This is a genomic window from Pseudomonas sp. Z4-20 (genome assembly GCF_051131955.1).
Classification (GTDB): domain Bacteria; phylum Pseudomonadota; class Gammaproteobacteria; order Pseudomonadales; family Pseudomonadaceae; genus Aquipseudomonas; species Aquipseudomonas marvdashtae.
The window spans coordinates 1,631,805-1,653,669 of the sequence record NZ_CP071641.1; the positions used below are offsets into that span (position 1 = coordinate 1,631,805).

The window sequence follows — 21,865 nt, forward strand, 5'->3', positions numbered from 1 at the left end:
ATGCCAGCTCCCGTGCGCAGTGTGGTGGACAATCAACTCGGGGGCTCGGCGGTATCGAAAAGGAGCCCCGCGATGTCCGAACAAATGCCCAACGGCTATAGCCCTCGTCTCTATAACGAAGACTTGGGCCCGCTGCCGCAGAAATGGAATTGGTACAACATCTTCGCGTTCTGGATGAGTGACGTGCACAGCGTCGGCGGCTATGTATTTGCCGCCAGCCTGTTCGCCTTGGGCTTGGCGAGTTGGCAGGTGCTCATCGCATTGTTGGGCGGGATTTGCATCGTGCAGTTGATCGCCAACCTGGTCGCCAAGCCGAGCCAGCAGGCGGCGGTGCCTTATCCTGTCATTTGCCGGCTGGCGTTCGGCGTGTTCGGAGCGAATATCCCGGCGGTGATCCGAGGCCTGATCGCCGTGGCCTGGTATGGCATCCAGACCTATCTGGCCTCGAGTGCGCTGATCATTGTGGTGCTGCGGTTTTTTCCTTCGATGGAAGTCTATGCGACGCCGCATTTTGCAGGTTTGTCCTACCTGGGCTGGTTTGGTTTCCTCGGCTTATGGTTTGTCCAAGCGCTGGTGTTCTGGACGGGCATGGAGTCGATCCGTCGTTTCATCGACTGGGCCGGGCCGCTGGTGTATGCGGTGATGTTCCTGTTGGCCGGTTGGATCGTCTGGAAAGCCGGTTGGAGCAACATCAGTTTTACCTTGGCCGAGAAGTCCCTGTCCGGCTGGCAAGCGTTCGGCCAGGTCATCGTGGCGACGGCCCTGGTGGTGTCGTACTTTTCCGGTCCAACCCTGAACTTCGGTGATTTCAGCCGTTACTGCCGGAGCATGTCTGATGTGCGCCGGGGAAATTTCTGGGGGCTGCCGGTGAATTTCCTGGCGTTCTCCCTGGTCACCGTGGTGATTGTCTCCGGGACCTTGCCGGTATTCGGGGAAATGCTTCACGATCCGATCGCTACGGTGGCGCGCATCGACAACGATGTCGCCGTCTTGCTCGGGGCGTTTGCCTTCGTGACCGCCACCATCGGCATTAATATTGTCGCCAACTTTGTGTCCCCGGCCTTCGACTTTGCCAACGTCGCGCCGAGCAAGATCAGTTGGCGCGCCGGTGGCATGATCGCGGCGGTGGCGTCGATTTTCATCACCCCGTGGAACCTGTTCAACAACCCTGAAGTGATCCACTACACCCTGGACGTGCTGGCAGCGTTTATCGGGCCGTTGTTCGGCATTCTGTTGGTGGATTATTACCTGATCAAAAAACAGCAGATCGATGTTGATGCCCTGTTCAACGACGGCCCGAGCGGGCGTTATTACTACAGTGGCGGCATCAACTGGACCGCCATCAAGGCGTTGGTTCCGGCGACGTTGATGGGGGTGGCGATCACTTTCACGCCGCTGCTGCAACCGATGGCCAACTTTGCCTGGTTCACCGGATGCTTTCTCGGCGGGGCGCTGTATTTCGTCCTGGCGCGGCGCGAGCCGGCAACGTGGCCGGCCAAGGCGTTGAGCCCTGCCGGCCAGGCCTGATCAACGCATGGCGGTCTGGGTGCAAGGCTTCACTGCGCCGCGGTTGGTCGGTCGCAGCAGCAGGCCGCCGGCCAATACCAAACCGCTGCCGGCGACGATCAGCGCCGGTTGCAGGCCGCCGCTGAAATGGCTGCTCAGCGCCGCCAGCAATGGACCGCTGAGCTGGCCTACGGCAAAGCAGGCGGTCAGCAGCCCGATGTTGCGCTGGGTCGCGTGGGGCGCCAGTTCCCTGGCACGCATCACCATCAGTTGCATGCAGGCGAGGAACGGCGCGCCACAGAGAAACACACCCATGGCCAGCCCCATGCCGCTGCCCAGCAGGCAGGCAAATACGCCAGCGGCTTGCAACCACAATGTCGCCATCAACCAGCGACTGGTGGTGTTCGGGTTCGGTCGACGCAGGCTCACCAGCAGCACGCCGGTGGCAGCGGCCAGGCCGAAGCAGGGCCAAAACAGATCCGCCTGCCACTGCCCATGAAATTGCGCCGAAGCCATTTGCGAGAGGAAAGTCGCCGGAATGATGTAGCCCACACCATACAAGGCGTAGACCACGCAGAGCCGGGCGATGCCGCTGTTGCTGGACGCGGCGATGGGCGCTGCAACAGTGGCCGTCGGTACGGGTTTGGGCAGGGCCGGCAGGATCATCAGCAACATCACCAGCGCTGCGCCGGCATACACCAGCCACAGGGTATCGGATGTCTGGCCCAACACGTTCGAACCCAAGGCCAGCAAGCCTGTAAGAAAAATCCCCATGCCCGGCCCGGCAAATACCAACGCGCCCAGCCGAGGCCGTCCCGCTGCCGCCGCCAACGGTTGGCTCAACGCGGTAATCATCACCATCACCCAGGCACTCGCCACGCCGGTGCCGAAGCGCAGCGCCAGGTGCGGCCAGAACCCCCAGGCCCAGAACGACGCCAGCGTCAGTACTACGCACAGCCACAGGCCTCCCAATAGACGTCGCTGCACCTGTTGCGGACGACGGGCGAACATGGCATCCAGCGCACCGAGCAGATAACCCAGGTAGTTGGCGGCTGCAATCAGACCGGCGGCGGTCAAGTCGACCTGACCTTCGCCGATTAAATGAGGTAATTGCGGTGTCAGGGCGAAGCGGCCAATGCCCATGGCCATCATCAAGGCGATGAAACTGGCGAGCAGGTGAATCAAGGGCGACATGGTCGATCTCCAGCGTCGAGGCGAATGACCGTCAGGCTAGAATCGATTGACTTTCATTAAAAATGAATAATAGTGAGTAACTTGTTCTTTTTTGGAGAAGGTCGTGGAGTTCAGCCAGTTACGGATTTTCCAGGCGGTGGCCGAAGAAGGCTCCATCACCCGAGCGGCAGAACGCCTGCACCGGGTGCCGTCGAACCTTTCGACCCGGCTCAAGCAGCTCGAAGAGCAGTTGGGCGTCGACCTTTTCCTGCGTGAGCGTCAGCGTTTGCAGTTATCGCCTGCGGGAAAAGTCCTGTTGGACTATGCGACCAAGCTGTTTGCCCTGCACGACGAAGCCCATGCGGCGGTGCAGGGTGGCCAGCCGGCTGGAGATTTTGTGTTGGGTACCATGTACAGCACGGCGGCGACGCACTTGCCGGACCTGTTGGCCGGTTACCACCGGGCTTACCCGGCGGTGAACCTGCAAGTGCAGTCGGGACCAAGTGGCGAATTGCTGGAAGGCCTGCTCACCAATCGCCTCGACGCGGCGTTGGTGGATGGCCCGCTGGAGCTGGCGGGGTTGGATGGCGTGCCGTTGTGCGACGAGCGGCTGGTGTTGATCACCGAGGCCGATCATCCACCGGTGCGCAGTGCGCTGGATGTCCAGGGCCGCGCGGTGTTCACGTTCCGGCGCGGCTGTTCCTACCGGATGCGCTTGGAAGCCTGGTTTGCCCATGATCACGCAACCATGGGCCGGGCGATGGAGATTGAGTCGTACCAGGGGATGCTGGCTTGTGTGATCGCCGGGTCCGGGGTGGCGTTGATGTCCGAGTCGATGCTCGCCAGCCTGCCAGGCCGGGAACGGGTGACGATGCATCCATTGGCCGAGCCGTTTGCCAGCGCAACGACCTGGTTGATGTGGCGCAAAGGCATGGTAGGCGCCAACTTGAACGCCTGGATTGAACTGCAACAACAAGCCTGGCCGCGTGCGCCAATGATCACGGCGCAATCGGCTTGAACTCCCAGGTTGGGATTTGGATCAATTCAGTAACAGATCATTGCAATCTGTCACGAGCATTGCGTAGGACTTCGGACTATTATCAGTGCGAAGGGGCCACAGAAATCTGCCGCTCGCACCACCCTGAGGGGGCACCACGATGAAAGAGAAAATCCAGAACTGGCTTCACGACTTGGGTGTCGCGCTCGGCCTGATCGAACCGCCGATGCAGCCGATACCGATCCGCACCGACGACGAGCAACGCCGCCGCCAGCCGCGCCGCCGGTAAACCCACCGATTTTGGAGAGATCGCAGTCTCGGGCTGTTTCAATTGAAACAGCCCGAGACTGCGATCTTTTTTTTGTTTTGACGGGACAGATGCAGGAAAAAAAAGGGCATGGCCACCGACGCCATCCCCCTCGAAGAAAACCTTTCCTAGTGCTTGATCAAGCGGCCTTAGCCACCACATTCGAACGTGGCGACAACAGGCTCACCAGCACAAAACTCACCAGCGCCACGCTCAGGCTGTAGTAAATCGGCGTGTTCGCATCCAGGCCGTCCTTGAACATGAAGAACAGCGCGGTGAGAAAGCCCAGCGACATGCTGGTGATCGCGCCGGCCGTGGTCGCGCGTTTCCAGTAGATCGCGCCGATCAGCGGGATCAGCATGCCGCCCACCAGCAGGTTGTAAGCCAGGGTCAGGGCGCTGATCACGTCGCTGACCACCAGGGCGATGCCCAGCACCACCACACCCAACAGCAGGGTCGCAATGCGGTTTTCATGGACGTCGCCGTCGCCGCTTTCTCGGCCCTGACGCAGACGCGGCAACAGGTCCTGGACCACCGTTGTGGACGCTGCCAGCAGGCCCGCCGCGGCGGTGGACATCAGCGCCGCCAGCGCTGCGGCGATTACCAGCCCGCGAATGCCATTGGGCAGGCTGGTCTGCACCACGCTGGCGAAGGCGTTGTTGACGTTTTCCAGGTCCGGCAGCAACACCTTGGCGGCCATGCCGATCAGCGCACCGGCCAGGCCGTAGAGCACGCAATAAAGGCCGGCGGCAGTGCCGGCGACTTTCGCCACGCGCTCGCTGCGAGCGGTGAACACCCGTTGCCAGATGTCCTGGCCGATGAAGATGCCGAAGAAGTAGATCAGGAAGTAAGTGAGGATCGTGTCCCAGCCGATCGCGGTGAAATCGAAATAACGCGCCGGCAACGCCGCCACCATCGCATCCCAGCCGCCGGCGTCGACGATGGACATCGGCATCAGCAGGAACACCAGGCCAACGGTCATGATCAAAAATTGCACGATGTCAGTCAGGGTCAGCGACCACATGCCACCGATGGTGGAATACAGCACGACGACACCGCCGCCCACCAGGATCGAAGCCCAGAAGGGCAGGCCGAACAGCACCTGCATCACCGTGCCGATGGCGATGGTCGAGGTGGCGCCGATCATCAGCGCATACACCAGCATGATCAGCGCGCTGGCGTGACGAGCCGCCGGGTTGTAGCGGCGCTCCAGCACTTGGGTCACGGTGTAGATCTTCAGCTTGAGCAGCGGCTTGGCCAGGAACAGGCTCAGGCCGACGATGCCCAGGCCGATCGCGCCGCACAGCCAGAACCCGGAAATGCCGTGGACATAGCCCAGGCGCACGGTGCCGATGGTCGATGCGCCGCCCAGCACGGTCGCGGCCATGGTGCCCAGGTAGAAACCCGGGCCGAGGTTGCGCCCGGCGACCAAGTAGTCGTCACGCGTCTTGGCGCGGCGCATGCCATACCAGCCCAGGGCGATCATGCCGGCGGCATAGATGAGAACGACGATTAAATCCAAAGCCATGATGGCGTGTCTCCGATTGTCTTTTTATGTGGGGCGAGGCTGCTGGCATTGACACCGCAGCCTCAATGCGCACGGGCTTTCGTGGCGAGGGAGCTTGCTCCCGCTCGACTGCGCAGCAGTCGCCGCTTTTCAAGTCAGAAAACCTGGGGGTCGCTGCGCAACCCAGCGGGAGCAAGCTCCCTCGCCACGGGAATTGGTCAGTCAGGCGGCCTGTCGCAGTTCTGACGGGTTGAGCGGATCAGTGCTACGCGGATCCTGCGGCCCATACACCGCCGCCGGCTCTGGAAACAGTCCCAGCAGCGCCAGGTAAACCACCGACGCCAGCCCCAGGGTCACCGGCAGGCTGACGTCGATACCGCCGGCCAGTTCGCCCAATGGCCCGACGAATTGCCCCGGGAGGTTGACGAAGCACAGCCCCACCAATGCGCTGGGAATCCACGCCCCCAGGCCCCGCCAGTTCCAGCCGTGGCTGAACCAGTAGCGCCCGCCGGTTTCGCCGCGGGTGAACACCTGCAAGTCGTCCGGGCAGTAGAAGCCGCGGCGCACCAGCAGGCCGATGATCATGATCACCATCCAAGGCGTGGTGCAGGTGATGATCAGCACGGCGAAGGTCGAGACGCTCTGCACCAGGTTCGCGGCGAAGCGCCCGATAAAGATGAAGGCAATCGACAGCACGCCGATCAGCAGCGTCGCCTTGACCCGCGACAGCACGCGGGGAAAGACGCTGGACATGTCCAGCCCGGTGCCGTACAGCGACGTGGTCCCGGTGGACATGCCGCCGATCACCGCTATCAGGCACACCGGCAGGAAGAACCATCCCGGCGAAACCGCCAGCAGGCCGCCCACGTAGTTGTTGGCCGCGATGTAGTCCGGTGCCTTGATCGCCACGATGGTGGCGGTGGCAAGGCCGAACAGGAACGGAATCAGCGTGGCCAACCGGGCAGCGATCACCGCCAGCATGATGCGCGGCTTCGGCGTATCTCGCGGGATGTAGCGCGACCAGTCGCCCAGGAACGCGCCGAAGGAAATCGGGTTGCTCATGGCCACCAGCGCGGCGCCGATGAAAGCGGCGTAGAAGCCCGGCTGGCCGAGGCTGACCGTGCCGGCGAACTGGCTGTCGAAGCTCGGCGCGAAGGCGAATATGCCCAGCAGGAACAGCAGGCTGGCGGCCCACACGGCGATGCGGTTGACCCACAGCATGAAGCGGAAGCCGTAGATGCACACGGTCAACACCAGGAGTGCGAACAAGCCGTAGGCCAAGCCCAGGCTGAGGTCGGTTTCCGGCACGCCGATCAAGCGCTTGGCGCCGCCGATCAGCGCATCGCCCGAACTCCACACCGACAGCGAGAAGAACGCGATAGCGGTCAACAGCGAGAGGAACGAGCCGACGATTCGCCCGTGGACGCCGAAGTGCGCACCCGAAGACACCGCGTTGTTGGTGCCGTTGAGCGGGCCGAACAGGCCCATCGGCGCGAGGATGATCGAACCGACCAACACCCCCAGCACAATCGCCCAGACTCCGGCCTGGAACGACAGGCCGAACAGCACCGGGAAACTACCGAGCACGGCGGTGGCAAAGGTATTGGCGCCGCCGAAGATCAGGCGAAACAGATCGCCCGGACCGGCGGTTCGTTCATGGTCGGGGATCTGTTCGACCCCGTTGGTTTCAATCTGCGTAAGGCTTTTATCGTTATTGTTATTCATGATCTGCTCCGATCATCGAGGCGCGTTCATCGGATGTGAACGTTGCCTGCTTGGCTAAGGGGGTGGCAGCCCTTCCGGCATTGCGGACAAATGTTCATGACAGGCCAGCCATAGGCCTTGTTGTTCTTGGCGAAACACAATGGTTTCGCGCTCCTGGCTAAAGTGAAGCTCCCCTTGCATGCGCAGCTCGGTGGCCACGTCATGGATGAAAATCGCCACGTCCCCTTGCAGGCTGACGAAGGCGTTGCTCGAGGTGCAGTTCAGCACCTCGAAACCCTCCTCGGACCGCCAGCGGTCCCACAAGGCCTGGTAGGCCTCGCGTGACAGCAGCGGCTGTTCGAGGGTGTAGAACACGAAACTCGCATCGGCCGCGAACGCGCCGAAGTAAACCTCGCGGTCATTGCGGGCGAAGGCCGATACCAGCTCGGCGGCGGCCTTGAGAACCTGATCCCGATGGCTCATGGCGGCGCCTCAGCGATGGACCACGCCAGGTAGTACGCAGAGCATCTCGTACAGCAGGTTGGCGCCCAGCAGCGAGGTGTTGCCGGTGGTGTCATACGGCGGCGAGACTTCTACCAGATCGCAACCGACCAGGTCGAGGCCCTGGCAACCACGGACGATTTCGATCGCCTGGATGGTGGTCAGGCCGCCGATTTCCGGGGTGCCGGTGCCAGGCGCCCAGGCTGGGTCGATGCCGTCGATGTCGAAACTCAGGTACACCGGGCCGCCGCCGACTTTCTCGCGCACTTCGGCCATCAGCGGTGCCAGGGATTTGTGCCAGCACTCTTCGGCCTGGACCACGCGGAAGCCCTGGTTGCGGCTCCAGTTGAAATCGTCGGCGGTATAGCCCTGGGCCCGCAGACCGATCTGCACCACGCGATCGCAGTCGAGCAAGCCTTCTTCCACGGCGCGACGGAAGGTGGTGCCGTGGGCGATTTTCTCGCCGAACATGTGGTCGTTTACATCGGCGTGGGCGTCGATGTGCACCAGCCCGACCTTGCCGTGCTTCTTATGGATCGCCCGCAGGATCGGCAGGGTGATGGTGTGGTCGCCGCCCAGGGTCAGGGGGATGACGTTGTGTTCGAGAATCTGGTGGTACGACTCTTCGATGATCCGTACCGCGTCCAGCAGATTGAAGGTGTTGATCGCCACGTCGCCAATGTCCGCCACCGCCAGCGAGTCGAATGGCGCGGCGCCGGTGGCCATGTTGTAGGGGCGGATCATCACGGATTCGGCGCGGATTTCGCGGGGTCCGAAACGGGTGCCGGCGCGCAGGGAGGTGCCGATGTCCAGCGGTACGCCGACGAACGCAGCGTCGAGGCCGGCAGCGGTTTGCAAATGGGGAAGTCGCATCATGGTGGCGATGCCGCCGAAGCGCGGCATTTCGTTGCCGCCCAGTGGTTGGTGAAGAATCTTGTCCACGGGTAGGGCCTCATCGTTTGTTTTATTTATCAGGGGCCGATTCTGCGAAAAGCTTTCGCCGTGAAGAATCGCTGGCGGCAAATACTTAGTTCAGATTTTTCTAAACTAATGGCGGGCGGGGCGATAGACTCCGCAGCAATGCAATTCCGGGGGATATGAACACCCCCCTGTGGCGAGGGAGCTTGCTCCCGCTCGATGGCGCAGCCATCGCAAAACCAGCCGACGCGGTCCGTCTGATGCGTCGAGGTGAATGGTTTGGGGCTGCTTCGCGGCCCAGCGGGAGCAAGCTCCCTCGCCACAAGAGCGCTACAAACCCCTGAGTAATTTGGAGACCCCCATGGCCAACGCTCTACCCGACCTGAAACTGCTGCGCATTTTTGTCAGCGTGGTCCGGCACCAGGGGTTCGCCAATGCCCAGCACGAGCTCAATCTTTCCACGTCGGCCATCAGTACCTACATGAGCCAGCTCGAATCGGCCCTGGGCCTGGTGCTCTGCCATCGCGGGCGGGGCGGGTTCAGCCTGACCAGCAAGGGCGAGTTGTTCCATCAGGAAACCCTGCGCCTGTTGGGCGAGCTCGAAGGGTTCGAGCAGTACGCCGCAGCGCTCAAGGGCGAACTACGCGGGACGCTGAACCTGGGGGTGATCGATTCCACCGTCAGCGACAAGGCCCTGCCGTTTGCCGAAGCCATCGGCGCCTACAGCCAGGAACATCCGGCGGTGCATTTGCACTTGTCCGTCATGAGCCCTTACGAACTGCAGCTGGGCGTTCAGGACAATCGCCTGGACCTGGCCATCGGCGCGTTCTCCACGCGCATGAGCGGCCTCGTCTACATGCCGCTGTACCGCGAGCAGCACTGGCTGTATTGCAGCAACCGCCACCCGCTGTTCAACGAGCGGCGCATTCCCGAGCAAGTCATCACCCAGCAACGCATGGTCGGGCGTGGTTACTGGAGCCAGGCCGAACTGGCTCGCCATGGCTTCAAACACAGCGCGGCGACGGTGGAGAGCATGGAAGCCCAGTTGATCCTGGTGCTGTCCGGTGCTTATGTTGGTTATTTGCCCGAACATTATGCCCAGGCTTGGGTCGACAAGGGCGACTTGCGCGTGCTGCTGCCGGCGACGTTCGGCTATCAGGCACCGTTTTCGATGATCGTGCGCCGTGGCCGCAGCCGCGAGCCGTTGATCCAGACCTTCCGTGACTTGCTCAAAGCGCAACTGAATCAGGCATGACCATGTCCAGAATCCAATGCCCGCGTTGTCTCCGGCCGCAAAGCCACTGCCTGTGCCCGCTGATCCCCAGCCTCGACAGCCGGACCCGGGTCTTGTTGTTGCAGCACCCCAGCGAAGTGAACCATGCGTTGAACACTGCCCGGTTGGCGGCGTTGGGGCTCAACAATGCCGAACTGATCGTGGGCGAGGTGTTCGAGGATTTGCCCAGGCTGCTCGATCAACCGGGCTATCAGGCGCGGTTGTTATTTCCTGCTGACGATGCGCAGCCGCTGCAAGCCTACCGGCCGCCCGATGATCCGCTGCTATTGGTCGTACCCGACGGCACCTGGCGCAAGGCACGCAAGCTGCTGCACCTCAACCCGCTGCTGGCGGCGTTGCCGAGGGTGACGCTGGCCGAAGGCAAGGTATCCCGTTACCGTTTGCGCAAGGCGCCAGGACCGGGGGCGTTGTCGACGGTGGAGGCGATTGTCCAGGCGCTGCAAACCCTCGAAGCGCCGGCGAGCTTCGAGTTGTTGCTCAAGCCGTTCGAGGCGTTGATCGAAGGGCAGATCGCGGCGATGGGCGAAGAAACCTACCAAAAGAACCATGGAGGGGAATAGAGTCCCCTGTGGCGAGGGAGCTTGCTCCCGCTCGGCGGCGCAGCCGTCGTGAAACCTGCTGGCGCGGTCTGCCTGACACAACGAGGTGAATGGTCTTGGGGCTGCTGCGCAGCCCAGCGGGAGCAAGCTCCCTCGCCACGGGATCGGCGTAAATCCGGATCAGCGCTCGCGCATCGCCTCGGTCCGTGCCTTCAACACTGGTTTGAGCAAGTAATCCAGGACACTTTTCTCCCCGGTAATGATATCCACCGTGGCCACCATCCCCGGAATGATCAGCAGCGGTTTTGCATCGCCGCCCAAGTGATTTTTATCGGTGCGAACCTGAATCAGGTAGAAGCTGTTGCCCTTGTCGTCGGTGATAGTGTCGGCGCCGATCAGTTCGAGCTTGGCGCTCAGGCCGCCATAAATCGTGTAGTCGTAGGCGCTGAACTTGACCATGGCTTTCTGGCCTGGATGGAGGAACGCAACGTCCTGGGGACGGACCTTGGCTTCGATCAGCAGGTTGTCTTCCAGGGGCACGATTTCGATCATGTCGCTGCCCGGCTGGACCACGCCGCCGATGGTGTTGACCTTGAGCTGCTTGATCACTCCGTGCACCGGCGAAACCACCGTGGTGCGGGTGACACGGTCGTCGATGGCGATGCTCGAGGCGGTGATTTTTGACAGCTCGGTGCGCTTCTCGTTGAGCTCCTTGGCCGCGTCGGAGCGGAAGGACTGTTCCGATTCGTCGATCTTGCTCTTGATCTCGTTGATCGCCGATTCGGCCCGTGGGATTGCCAAGGTCGTGGCGTTGAGCGAACCGCGTATTTCCACCGCGCTGCGCTTGAGCCGCAGGATCTCCACCGGCGAAACCGCCCCGGTGCGCACCAGCGGCGCCGACATGTTCATTTCTTCCTGAAGCAAGGCCAGGGCCGAGCTGAACTGGCTTTGCTTGGAGCGAAATTCCGCAAGTTCCTGGGTCTTCTGCCGCAGTTGTTCAGACAGTGTGCGTTGCTCGCTGGCCAGACGTCGCTGGCGTTGCTCATGCAACGAGCGCTCGTCTTCGGCCACTTGCGGCGCCTTGGCGATCACCTCGGCCGACAGCTTGAAGGGACGGCCTTCTGCCTCGGCCGACAAGCGCTCGACTTGGGCCGTCAGGGCGTAACGGTCGGCCTCGCTCTCGCCCTTGTTCGACAGGAACCGCGTGTCGTCCAGGCGCAGCAGGGTATCGCCCTTGTTCACCATCTGGCCTTCGCGCGCGAAAATCTCGGTGACGATGCCGCCCTCCAGGTTCTGGATCACCTGGATCTTGCTCGATGGAATGGCTTTGCCCTCACCGGTGGTGACTTCTTGCAGCACCGCCAGTTTGGCCCAGACCAGCCCAGTGATAATCAACCCGGCGGCCAGCCACACGGTGACCCGCGAGCGACGGGGCGAGTCCTGCAGCGTGGCGCTGGCGGTTTCCGGCATGAACTCGCTTTCGGCGCTTCTGCTGAAACTGCCGAAGTAGCTGCGGGCGGCTGAGTCGGGTGTTTGAGCGGACATGGGGCGGTACCCGTTGGTTAAATGAAATGCGCTAGGCGCTGCTTTTGTGGCGAGGGAGCTTGCTCCCGCTGGGCTGCGAAGCAGCCCTAAAAACATTCACCTAGTGTAACAGGTAGATCGCGCGGGCAGGTTTCGCGACGGCTGCGCCGCCGAGCGGGAGCAAGCTCCCTCGCCACAGAGTATGTGTTGGCGGCTATACCGCAGCAGACCCCACCCGCCCTTTGCGCAGTGCATCGATCACCGCTTCCTTGGGCCCATCCGCCACGATCCGCCCGTTATCCAGCACCACCAAGCGGTCCACCAGACTCAGCATTGAGGTGCGGTGGGTGACCAGCAGCACGGTCTTGCCCTGTACATGGGTGTGAAGCTTTTGCCGCAAGGTATCTTCGCTGCTGTTGTCCATGGCGCTGGTGGGTTCATCGAGCAAGAGGATCGGCGGATCGAGCAGCAGCGCGCGGGCCAGCAGCACGGCTTGGCGCTGGCCACCGGAGAGCAACTGCCCGCGCTCGCCCACCGGGCGGTCGAAACCTTGTGGATGCTGGCGGGCCAGTTCCGTAACGCCGGTCAGCTCCGCCACTTCCAGCATGCGCGCGTCGCTGATATAGCGGGCGCCGAGGGTGAGGTTGTCGCGCAGGCTGCCGGCCAGCAGCGGCAGGTCATGGGCGACATAGCCGATCTGCTGCCGCAAGTCGGCGACGTCCAGTTGCCGCAAGTCCAGCCCATCGAGCAGCAGTTGGCCTTCCTCCGGTGCATAGAAACCCATCACCAGGCGCGCCAGGGTGCTTTTGCCCGAGCCGCTGCGGCCGATGATCCCGACCCGTTCGCCAGGCTTGAGGCTGAAGCTGACGTTGGCCAGCGCCGGGGTACTCTGGCCGTCGTAGTGGAAGGTCACGCCGTTGACGTCCAGGGCGCCCTGCAATTGGGTGCGGTCCAGGGGGCGCTGTTTGGCATCGCGCTCCTGGGGCAGGGCCATCAAGGCATCGGTGCTGCGCATGGTGAGCTGGGCTTGCTGGTAGCGGGTGATCAGGCCGGCGATCTGGCCGAGCGGCGCTAGGACGCGGCTGCCGAGCATGTAGGTCGCCACCAGCGCGCCGACGCTGAGGTTGCCGGCGATGATGCTGTAGACCCCAGCGACGATGGTCGCCATGCCCGCCAGTTGCTGTAGGAAGAGGGTGCCATTGGTCGCCAGCGCTGAAAGGTTGCGCGCATGGCTGTCGAGGCGGGTGAGGGCGCCGTGGGTGCTTTCCCATTGATGTTGGCGCTCGCTTTCGGCGCTGCAGGCCTTGAGGGTTTCCAAGCCGCCGAGGGTTTCGATCAGCAGTGCCTGGCGCTGGGCGCCGAGGGCCAGGCTTTTCTGCACGGTGTCGCGCAGGCGGGCCTGGATGATCATGGCGAAGACGATGGTAATCGGAAACGCCACCATTGGAATCACCACCAGCCAGCCGCCGAGCAGGCCGATCACCACCAGCATCAGCAGGGCGAAGGGTAGGTCGATCAGACTGGTGAGGGTCACGGCGGTGAGGAATTCGCGCAGGCCCTGGAAGTCATGGATGCTCTGGGCGAAGCCGCCGATGGTCACGGGCTTGGCTTTCATTGCCATGCCGGTGATGCGTTCGAACAGGGTGGCGGAGAGAATCACGTCGGTTTTCTTGCCGGCAGTGTCCAGCAGGTGGGCGCGAACCACCCGCAACACCAATTCGAACCCGGTGCCGATCAACAGCCCCACGGCCAGTACCCATAACGTCGACGTGGCCTGGTTCGGTACCACGCGGTCGTAGGTCTGCATCACGAACAGCGGCACCATCAGGCCCAGCAAGTTGATCAGGAAACTTGCCAGGATCGCGTCGCTGTACAACCAGCGCGACAGTTTCAACGTGTCGCGAAACCATGCCTCGACCCGCGGCACCAAGGGCGCGCGCAAGTCTTCGAGTTCATGGCGTGGCCGGGCGAACAGCGCCTGGCCACTGTAGTCGGCGGCCAGTTCCTGGCGACTGACCCATTGCTCGCCGCCATCGGCTTCGCTGGGCAGGATCAGCGCCTGACCGTCCTCGCCCCAGCGCCGCAGTATCGCGCAGCGACCTCCGGCCAAGATCAGCATGACCGGCAAGTTGAGCGCGGAAATATCGTTCAGGTCGCGACGCAACAGTCGCGCCTGCAAACTGGCCCGGGCCGCTGCGCGAGGCAGCAGGTCCAGGCTCAAGCGTTGGTGCGCCATAGGCAGCCCGGCGCTGAGGCTGGCGCGACTGACGGTCGCGCCATGGAGTTTGCAGAGGATCAACAGGCCGTCCAGCAACGGATCATCGAAGTTCAGGCGCGGATCGGCGCCGGGGATTACCGGTTCCATGCGGGTCATGCTGATCACTCCCACTGGATTACTTCAGTTCCGGCAACCGTGCCTGGTTCTTGACTTCGGTCTGCGCGACCGCGTCGGCTGGCAGGACGATCCGTTGTTTTTGCAATAACAGGCCCATGTTCGCCAGCACCCGGTACATCGAGTATTCCTCGGTGTAGCGCACCTCGGTGTAGCGACGGTTGGCGTTGTACAGCTCGTTTTCGCTGTCGAGCAAGTCGAGCAGGGTCCGCTGGCCAAGGCCGAACTGGTCTTGGTAGGCGGCGCGCACGCGGGCGGTGGTGTCGGCGTATTCGCGGGCCGTCGGGGTCTGCTTGCGGGCATTGAGCATCGCGTTCCAGGCCAGGCGCGTGTCTTCATTGAGCTGGCGCAGGGCGTTGTTGCGTATGTCCATGGCCTGGTTGATTTGGTGGGCGTTGGACGCCAGCCGCGCCTTGTCGCTGCCGCCGCGGAACAGGTTGTAGTTCATCACCACGCCGAGCCGCCAGTTGTTGTCATGGCCTTCTTCGCCGCCGAGGTTGTTGTTGGCGCCCACGGCCGCTTCGGCGTCGAAGCGCGGGTAGAACGGCGACTTCGCCACTTCGTATTGGCTCTCGGCGGACTGCACGTCGGCCTGGGCCGATTTCAGGTAGGGATTGTTGTCGACCATGCTTTGCTGGGCTTCGCGCAGGTCGGCGGGTATTTCGCCTTTGGTCGAGGGCGGCGCTTCCAACTCGTCAGGCATGCGCCCGACCACGCTGTAGAAGTTCGCCTCGGCGTCGGCGAGGTCGACTTGGGCAGTGTCGTAGTTATTTTCCGCCAGGGCGCGACGGGCATTGGACTGGTCGGAGTCGGCGGTGCTGCCCACGCCCCGCTCGGTGCGTAGGCCGATCTGATCGTTGACCCGCAGGTGCGCTTGCAGATTGTTCTTGGCCAGGGTCACCAGTTCGCGACGCTTGAGCACTTCCAGATACACCTCGATGGTGCGCAGGGCCAGGTCCTGGGCAGTGCCCTGGGCGTAATAGGCTCGGGAATTGACCACGCCTTTGGTGCGCTCCACTTCATTGGCGGTGTTGAACCCGTCAAAAATCATCTGCCGCAGGCGCAGCTCCGACTGGGTGTAGGTCAGGATGTTGGTGTGGTGGTTGCCCAATGCCCGGGTATTGGTGTTATCGCTGTAGCCGCGGCCATAACCGGCGTTCAGATCCAACGATGGGAAAAAGCCCCCCCTGGCGACCTTGACGTCTTCATTGGCCGACAAACGGCTGTCCACCCGTTGCGCCAGTTCGGGGTGGGTCGCAATGGTGCTCTGGATCGCTTCGGTCACGGACATGGCCTGCACCTGAGAAGAGCAGGCCATGGCCAGTAAAACCGCGCTGTAGAGGGGAGTAAGAACGCGCATGGGGAGCATCTCCTGAGGGCTGTTGTGCTTCGTTGTCGCCAGAATATTGACGTTTAAAAGATCAAAACCGTTTCAACCTTGTAACAACACAGCTAAGAACATCCTGAGGAAAACCTAAGAAGGATTTCTCATAAGCTTTATTCCGAAAAAAACTTATGTGCTCTGAGAAATCCAGCACATTGTTCAAATCGAAAGCCGCAGAAACTAAGGGTTGTGACGGCTTTTAGGCGTCAATTAAAAGTTCCATGCAAATTTTTAAACGATGTGAAGACGTGCAAAAAGGTTGAGCGAAGAGGCGGTTTAAGCGACGGTTTTTTGTCATTGTGGCGAAAGGCTAGCGCTTCGGACGCTCGCGAAAGCTGGCAGATTTTCCAGATTCTGACGGTGACCTGAGCACGCTTCTTCACCCAGACAGGTGCTGACTGCGGTCGGCAGGAGGGGATGCACATGGCAGCGCTCATCGGTACCGTCAGCAAGGTGGTAGGGCAGGTTTTCGCGGAGGCTGCCGGTGGGCTGCGGCGCCCCCTGGTCGAAGGCGATCGGCTGTATGCCGGCGAGCATCTGATCACCGGGGCCGAAGGCGCAGTGGCAGTGCAGTTGCAGAACGGCCAGGAATTGACCCTGGGCCGCGAGAGCAACCTGAGCCTGACCCCGCAGTTGCTCGCCAACCAGGCGCCTCATGTCGACACGCCTGACAGCGTGGCGCCGACCGATGCGCAACTGACCGATGTACAACAGCTGCAGCAAGCCATCGCCGCCGGTGCCGACCCGACCCAGACGGGCGAGGCCACGGCTGCGGGCGCCGAGGGCGGCAACCCGGGCGGGGTAGGCGGCGGGCACAGCTTTGTATTGCTGGAAGAAGTCGCCGGGGAGGTTGATCCGCTCATCGGCTTTCCAACCGCCGGCTTCAACGGGATACCGGAGTTTCCCCAGCTGGAGCTGGCCGCTGACCCGGATGGAGACGGCGATGATGCCACCGTGCCGCCGGTAACGCCCGAGACGCCGGATAATCCCGTCACCCTCGACGGCCTGACCATCGATGGCGGTGAACTGACCGCCCACGAGGCCAGCCTTGCCGACGGCACGGCGAGTAACCCAGGCGCCTTGGTGCAAAACGGTACGTTCACCCTCTCGGCTCCCGACGGCCTGAGCAGCCTGAGCATTGGCGGCATCAGCGTGATTGCCGGTGGCGTGCCCACGGGTTTCCCGCAATCCATCACCTCGGCGCTGGGCAATACGCTGACCATCACCGGCTACAACCCGGCCACTGGCGTGGTCAGCTACAGCTACACCCTGACCGACAATGAAACCCATCCGACGGGCGACGGTGCCAACAGCATCAGTGAGCAATTTCCGGTGGTGGCGGTCGATACCGACGGTGATACGGCCAACGGCACCCTGGATGTCAACATCACCGACGACGTGCCCCAGGCGATCGATGACAGCCACGCCAGCACCGCGTCGCAAACCCTCGTCAGCCTGACCGGCAACGTCTTGCCCAACGATCATCAGGGCGCTGATCGCATTCCCACCGGCCCCGACAGCGGCCCGATCATCGGCGGCACCTTCACCGGCACCTACGGGACGTTGGTCCTCAACCCCAACGGCACGTATACCTACACGCTGAACACCAGCGACCCGCAATTCGTCGCGTTGCACGGTGGCGGCAGCGACACTGAAACCTTCCCCTACACCCTGACCGACGCCGACGGTGACACCAGTACCGCGAACCTGGTCCTTCAAGTCCATAACAACGACGACCCGGTGGTTATCGCCGGCCTCGACACCGACGGCGGCGAGCTGACGGTGCAAGAGAAAAACCTCGACGACGGCAGCAGCCCCGACGCTTCGGCGCTGACCCAAAGCGGCACCTTCACCGTGACCGCGTTGGACGGCGTGCAAACCCTGAGCGTCGGCGGTATCAGCGTGGTCAGTGGTGGCGTTACCGCCGGTTTCCCGCAATCGATCACCACCGCATTAGGCAACACACTGACCATCACCGGCTTCAACGCGGTTACCGGCGTGGTCAGCTACAGCTACACCTTGCTCGACAACGAAGCGCATCCCAATGCGAATGGCGCCAACAGCCTGGGCGAGCAATTTGCCGTGGTGGTCACCGATGACAACGGCACCACTGCGAACGGCAACCTGGACGTGAACATCATCGACGACTTGCCCAAGGCCCACGCCGATTCAGCCTCGGTTGAGGAGGGCGGGACGGTCAGCGGCAATGTGCTGAACAACGATGAGGGCGGTGCCGATGGTCCTGCGGCGAGCGGTGCGGTCATCGGCGTACGGGCGGGCGGCGATACGTCGACCTCGGCCGTCGGCGGCCTCAATACCCAGATCAACGGCGCCTATGGCTACCTGACCCTGGATGCCAACGGCAACGCCGTTTACCACAGCAACCCGAACGTCGTCAGCGCACCGGGTGCCACTGATGTGTTCACCTACACCGTGCGCGACGCCGATGGCGATGAAAGCACCACGACCATCACCATCGACGTGCACAACAGCTGCCTCGTCGCTGCGCCGGATCATGAGATCAGCGTCCATGAACGCGCGCTCGACCTCAACCAGGATGGCCAGGACCTGGCCCCCGGCACCGTCACTGGCAGCGCGCCGAACGCCAGCAGTGAAACCGCCAGCGGCAGCCTCGTGGATGCGGTGACCGGTGCGGTCGGCGCCGTCAGCTTCGCGCTGATCGGCAATGCCACCGGCGCCCATGGTCAGTTACTGCTCAACCCGGACGGTTCCTACACCTACACCCTGACCTCGCCCGCAACGACAGCGCCCGCCGCCAACGACGGGCCGAACGTGCTGAGCGAAAGCTTTACCTACCAAGCCACTGATTCACTCGGCAACAGCGTCACCAGCACCATCGTCATCAACATCGTCGACGATGTGCCCAAGGCTCATTGCGATACCGCTGCGGTGGTGGAAGGCGGGACGGTCAGCGGTAATGTGCTGGACAACGACGTGCTGGGCGCGGACGGCGGCGCGGTGCTTGGCGTACGTGCCGGCAACGATACTTCAACGCCTGTCACTGGCGGCCTCGACACGCAGATCAACGGCACCTACGGCTACCTGACCCTGGACGCCAACGGCAACGCGGTTTATCACAGTAACGCTGACTCGGTCGGCGCACCGGGTGCCACCGATGTGTTTACCTACACCGTGCGCGATGGCGACGGTGACGTAAGCACCACGACCATCACCATCGATGTGCACAACAGTTGCCTGGTCGCCGAAACCGACCACGACGTCACCGTCCATGAAAAAGCCCTGGACCTGAAACAGGACGGCCAGGACCTCGCGGCTGGCACCGCCACGGGCAGCGAGCCGGGTGCCACCAGCGAAACCGCCACGGGCACCTTGGTCGGTTCGGTGACCGGCGCGACCGGTGCCGTAACGTTTATCCTGGTGGGAGACGCCACCGGCGCCCACGGCCAGTTGCTGCTCAATCCCAACGGCTCCTACACCTACACGTTGACTTCACCGGCGGCGACTTCGCCCCATGTCAACGACGGCCCGAATGCGCTGACCGAAAGCTTCACCTATCAGGCGACCGATTCCCTGGGCAACAGCACTACCGGCAACCTGGTGGTGAGCATCGTCGATGACGTGCCCAAGGCAGCCGCGTCTGAACGTTCGGTCACGGCGACGGAGATCGATTCGAACCTGCTGATCGTGCTTGATGTGTCCGGCAGCATGAAAGATCCCTCAGGCGTGTCGGGGCTCTCGCGAATGGACTTGGCCAAACAGGCGATAAACGCTTTGCTCGATAAGTACGACGACATGGGCGACGTGAAAGTCCAGCTCGTGACCTTCAGCGGCAGCGCCACCGACCAGAGTTCCGTGTGGGTCGACGTAGCAACTGCCAAGACGCTGATCTCGACGCTCAAAGCGCACGGTGATACCAATTACGATGCGGCCGTGGCGGTGGCTCAGACTGCGTTCGCAACCTCCGGCAAACTGCCCGACGCACAGAACGTTGGCTATTTCTTCTCGGACGGCAAGCCGACCTTGGGCGAGATCGGCTCGGCGGACGAAGCCGCTTGGAAGGCTTTCCTCGACGCCAACAGCATCAAGAACTACGCCATCGGCCTGGGCAGCGGCGTCAGGGATGTCCACCTCGATCCGCTGGCCCATGACGGCAGCACCCGCACCGATACCGACGCCGTGCTGGTCACCGACCTGAACCAACTCAACTCGGTGCTTTCCGGCACCGTGCAGGGCGTGCCGGTCACCGGCAGCCTGCTGGGCGAGGGCGGCTCGTTCGGCGCCGACGGCGGGTTTGTCAAAAGCCTGGTGGTGGACGGCACAACGTATGGCTACAACCCGGAGGCCAACGGTGGCCAGGGTTCACTGATCGTCAGCGGTGGGGCCAACCACGGCACCTTCAATACCGCGACCAACACGGTGAGCATCGCCACAGATCATGACGGTACCCTGGTGGTCAATCTGGATACCGGCGCGTTCAGCTACACCTCGCAGACCACCACCGGCACGCTGATTACCGAGCACATCGGCTACACCATCAGCGACAACGACGGCGACCTGGCCAGTTCCAACCTGGTGATCAAAGTCGTGCCCAACAGCCCACCGGTGGCGGTTGAGGACAATGTCATCACCAATGTGCTGTCGGGCAATATCGTCATCCCCAGCGAACTCTTGCTGGGGAACGACAGCGATGCCAACGGCGATCCGCTCACCGCTTCACCCACGGGCTTCAATACCGGCTGGATCGCCAAGGGCGCGGATTTCACCGGCACCAGCGGCACTGCCAGTTTCACCGGCAACAATGCCCAGGCGATCAACCTCAACCGCAGTGCCTTCGTCGCCAACGCCGCGAGCATGACGGCGGTGCTGGTGGTCAGCGGCGCGCTGGGGGCGGTGTCGAACAACAACGCCAACGATGAAGACCGGCTCAACATCACGCTCAAGCAGGGCGAAACCCTGACGCTGGATCACAACCTCACGGCCGGTCGCATCGCCATGGAGTACTCGTTGAACGGCGGGCCGTTCATCGCGATCAACGATGGCGCCTCGTTCACCGCGGCAGCGGACGGCAACTACCAGATCCACGTCACCAACATCCCCAACCCCGGCAATGGCAACGCCAATGCCTCGGAAAACTACCAACTGACGATGACCGTCAACTACGCCGGCGCCCAGGACCACACGCCGGATTACCACGGGACCTACACCACCAGCGACAATCATGGTGGCAGCGACAGTGGCGGGGTCGGCATCAGCTACCAGGCAGGCCATACGCTCACCGGTACAAGCGGGGACGATGTGCTGCTGGCCGGCAATGGCAACAACGTGCTCAACGCCGGCGATGGCAATGACATTCTCAGTGCGGGCACCGGCAACAACACCTTCAATGGCGGCGCGGGCGGCGACTTGCTCTACAGCGGCAGCGGCAACGACCTGCTCGACGGCGGCAGCGGCAACGACACCGCCAGCTACGCCCATGCCAGCGCGGGTGTCACGGTGAACCTCGGCCTGCTTGCCGCACAAGACACCCTCGGCGCAGGCACCGACACCCTGGCCGGCATCGAAAGCCTCGTCGGCTCGAACTTCAACGACACCCTCACGGGTAACGGCGCGAGCAATCGCATCGACGGGGGGCTCGGCCATGACGTGCTCAATGGCGGCGGCGGTGATGACATTCTGATCGGCGGCCTGGGCAACAATACCCTCACCGGCGGCAGCGGCGCCGACACCTTCCAATGGCAGGCAGGCAACAGCGGCCACGACGTCATCACCGACTTCACCCCAGGCCTGGACAAACTCGACCTGTCCCAACTGCTACTGGGCGAAAACGGCAGCGCCGCGTCCCTCGACGACTACCTGCACTTTACCGTCACCGGCACCGGCGCATCGGTCATCACCAGCATCGATGTCGGCAGCACCGCCGGCGCCACGCCGAACCAGACCATCGACCTGGCCGGTGTCAACCTCGCCAGCCACTACGGCGTCACGCCGGGCTCGGGGGGGATGATCGGCGGCGCGGACACGGCGACCATCATCAATGGGATGCTCAATGATCATTCGTTGAAGGTGGATACGGTGTGAAGTGAGCTGAAATGACAAAGCCCGGCGACGTGCCGGGTTTTGTGTACTTGGGACGGTTA

14 protein-coding genes are annotated in these 21,865 nt (G+C 62.7%); 6 read left to right on the top strand and 8 right to left on the bottom strand.

Annotated elements, in window-relative coordinates; translation table 11 throughout:
* The first annotated feature begins 72 nt into the window (after positions 1–72).
* Positions 73–1,527, top strand: coding sequence for an NCS1 family nucleobase:cation symporter-1 (locus J3P82_RS07615; protein WP_434561950.1), 1,455 nt, complete (start codon positions 73–75; stop codon positions 1,525–1,527).
* On the opposite strand, the gene J3P82_RS07620 is transcribed toward J3P82_RS07615, so the two are convergent.
* Complete coding sequence (locus J3P82_RS07620; protein ID WP_434561952.1) at positions 1,528–2,700, bottom strand: MFS transporter; 1,173 nt, start codon at positions 2,698–2,700, stop codon at positions 1,528–1,530.
* 103 nt (positions 2,701–2,803) lie between these two features.
* On the opposite strand from J3P82_RS07620, the gene ptrR reads away from it, so the two are divergent.
* Together ptrR and J3P82_RS07630 are read left to right on the top strand one after the other, a co-directional pair.
* Positions 2,804–3,697 carry a putrescine utilization regulator PtrR gene (gene ptrR / locus J3P82_RS07625; RefSeq protein ID WP_186636147.1) on the top strand — a complete coding sequence of 298 codons (894 nt, stop codon included), beginning with the start codon at positions 2,804–2,806 and terminating at the stop codon, positions 3,695–3,697.
* 139 nt (positions 3,698–3,836) lie between these two features.
* Positions 3,837–3,965 (top strand): PA1414 family protein, encoded by a 129-nt coding sequence (locus tag J3P82_RS07630; protein ID WP_256222727.1) that lies wholly within the window; start codon positions 3,837–3,839, stop codon positions 3,963–3,965.
* A 157-nt stretch (positions 3,966–4,122) separates the two neighbouring features.
* On the opposite strand, the gene J3P82_RS07635 is transcribed toward J3P82_RS07630, so the two are convergent.
* The 4 genes from J3P82_RS07635 to speB form a co-directional block, all read right to left on the bottom strand.
* Positions 4,123–5,511 (bottom strand): sodium:solute symporter, encoded by a 1,389-nt coding sequence (locus tag J3P82_RS07635; RefSeq protein ID WP_186614022.1) that lies wholly within the window; start codon positions 5,509–5,511, stop codon positions 4,123–4,125.
* A gap of 201 nt (positions 5,512–5,712) precedes the next feature.
* The gene (locus tag J3P82_RS07640; RefSeq protein WP_434563744.1) at positions 5,713–7,218 is read right to left on the bottom strand and encodes a purine-cytosine permease family protein; all 1,506 of its coding nucleotides are present in this window, start codon (positions 7,216–7,218) and stop codon (positions 5,713–5,715) included.
* A 51-nt stretch (positions 7,219–7,269) separates the two neighbouring features.
* Positions 7,270–7,677 carry a YybH family protein gene (locus tag J3P82_RS07645; RefSeq protein ID WP_434561954.1) on the bottom strand — a complete coding sequence of 136 codons (408 nt, stop codon included), beginning with the start codon at positions 7,675–7,677 and terminating at the stop codon, positions 7,270–7,272.
* A gap of 9 nt (positions 7,678–7,686) precedes the next feature.
* A complete protein-coding gene (speB, locus tag J3P82_RS07650; RefSeq protein ID WP_434561956.1) occupies positions 7,687–8,637 on the bottom strand; it encodes an agmatinase in 951 nt (316 codons plus the stop codon).
* 337 nt (positions 8,638–8,974) lie between these two features.
* Between speB and J3P82_RS07655 the strand changes: the two genes are divergently transcribed.
* Complete coding sequence (locus tag J3P82_RS07655; protein WP_003184133.1) at positions 8,975–9,868, top strand: LysR family transcriptional regulator; 894 nt, start codon at positions 8,975–8,977, stop codon at positions 9,866–9,868.
* Positions 9,869–9,870: 2 nt separating this feature from the next.
* A complete protein-coding gene (locus tag J3P82_RS07660; RefSeq protein ID WP_434561958.1) occupies positions 9,871–10,467 on the top strand; it encodes a tRNA-uridine aminocarboxypropyltransferase in 597 nt (198 codons plus the stop codon).
* 159 nt (positions 10,468–10,626) lie between these two features.
* On the opposite strand, the gene J3P82_RS07665 is transcribed toward J3P82_RS07660, so the two are convergent.
* From J3P82_RS07665 to J3P82_RS07675, 3 genes are all read right to left on the bottom strand, one after another.
* On the bottom strand, positions 10,627–11,991 hold the full coding sequence (locus J3P82_RS07665; RefSeq protein WP_434561960.1) for an HlyD family type I secretion periplasmic adaptor subunit: 1,365 nt from the start codon (positions 11,989–11,991) through the stop codon (positions 10,627–10,629).
* A 193-nt stretch (positions 11,992–12,184) separates the two neighbouring features.
* Positions 12,185–14,344 carry a type I secretion system permease/ATPase gene (locus tag J3P82_RS07670; protein ID WP_434561962.1) on the bottom strand — a complete coding sequence of 720 codons (2,160 nt, stop codon included), beginning with the start codon at positions 14,342–14,344 and terminating at the stop codon, positions 12,185–12,187.
* Positions 14,345–14,363: 19 nt separating this feature from the next.
* The gene (locus J3P82_RS07675) at positions 14,364–15,722 is read right to left on the bottom strand and encodes a TolC family outer membrane protein (RefSeq protein ID WP_434561964.1); all 1,359 of its coding nucleotides are present in this window, start codon (positions 15,720–15,722) and stop codon (positions 14,364–14,366) included.
* 447 nt (positions 15,723–16,169) lie between these two features.
* Here J3P82_RS07675 and J3P82_RS07680 point away from each other — a divergent pair, with 447 nt between their 5' ends.
* Positions 16,170–21,806 (top strand): retention module-containing protein, encoded by a 5,637-nt coding sequence (locus J3P82_RS07680; protein WP_434561966.1) that lies wholly within the window; start codon positions 16,170–16,172, stop codon positions 21,804–21,806.
* The last annotated feature ends 59 nt before the right edge of the window (positions 21,807–21,865 follow it).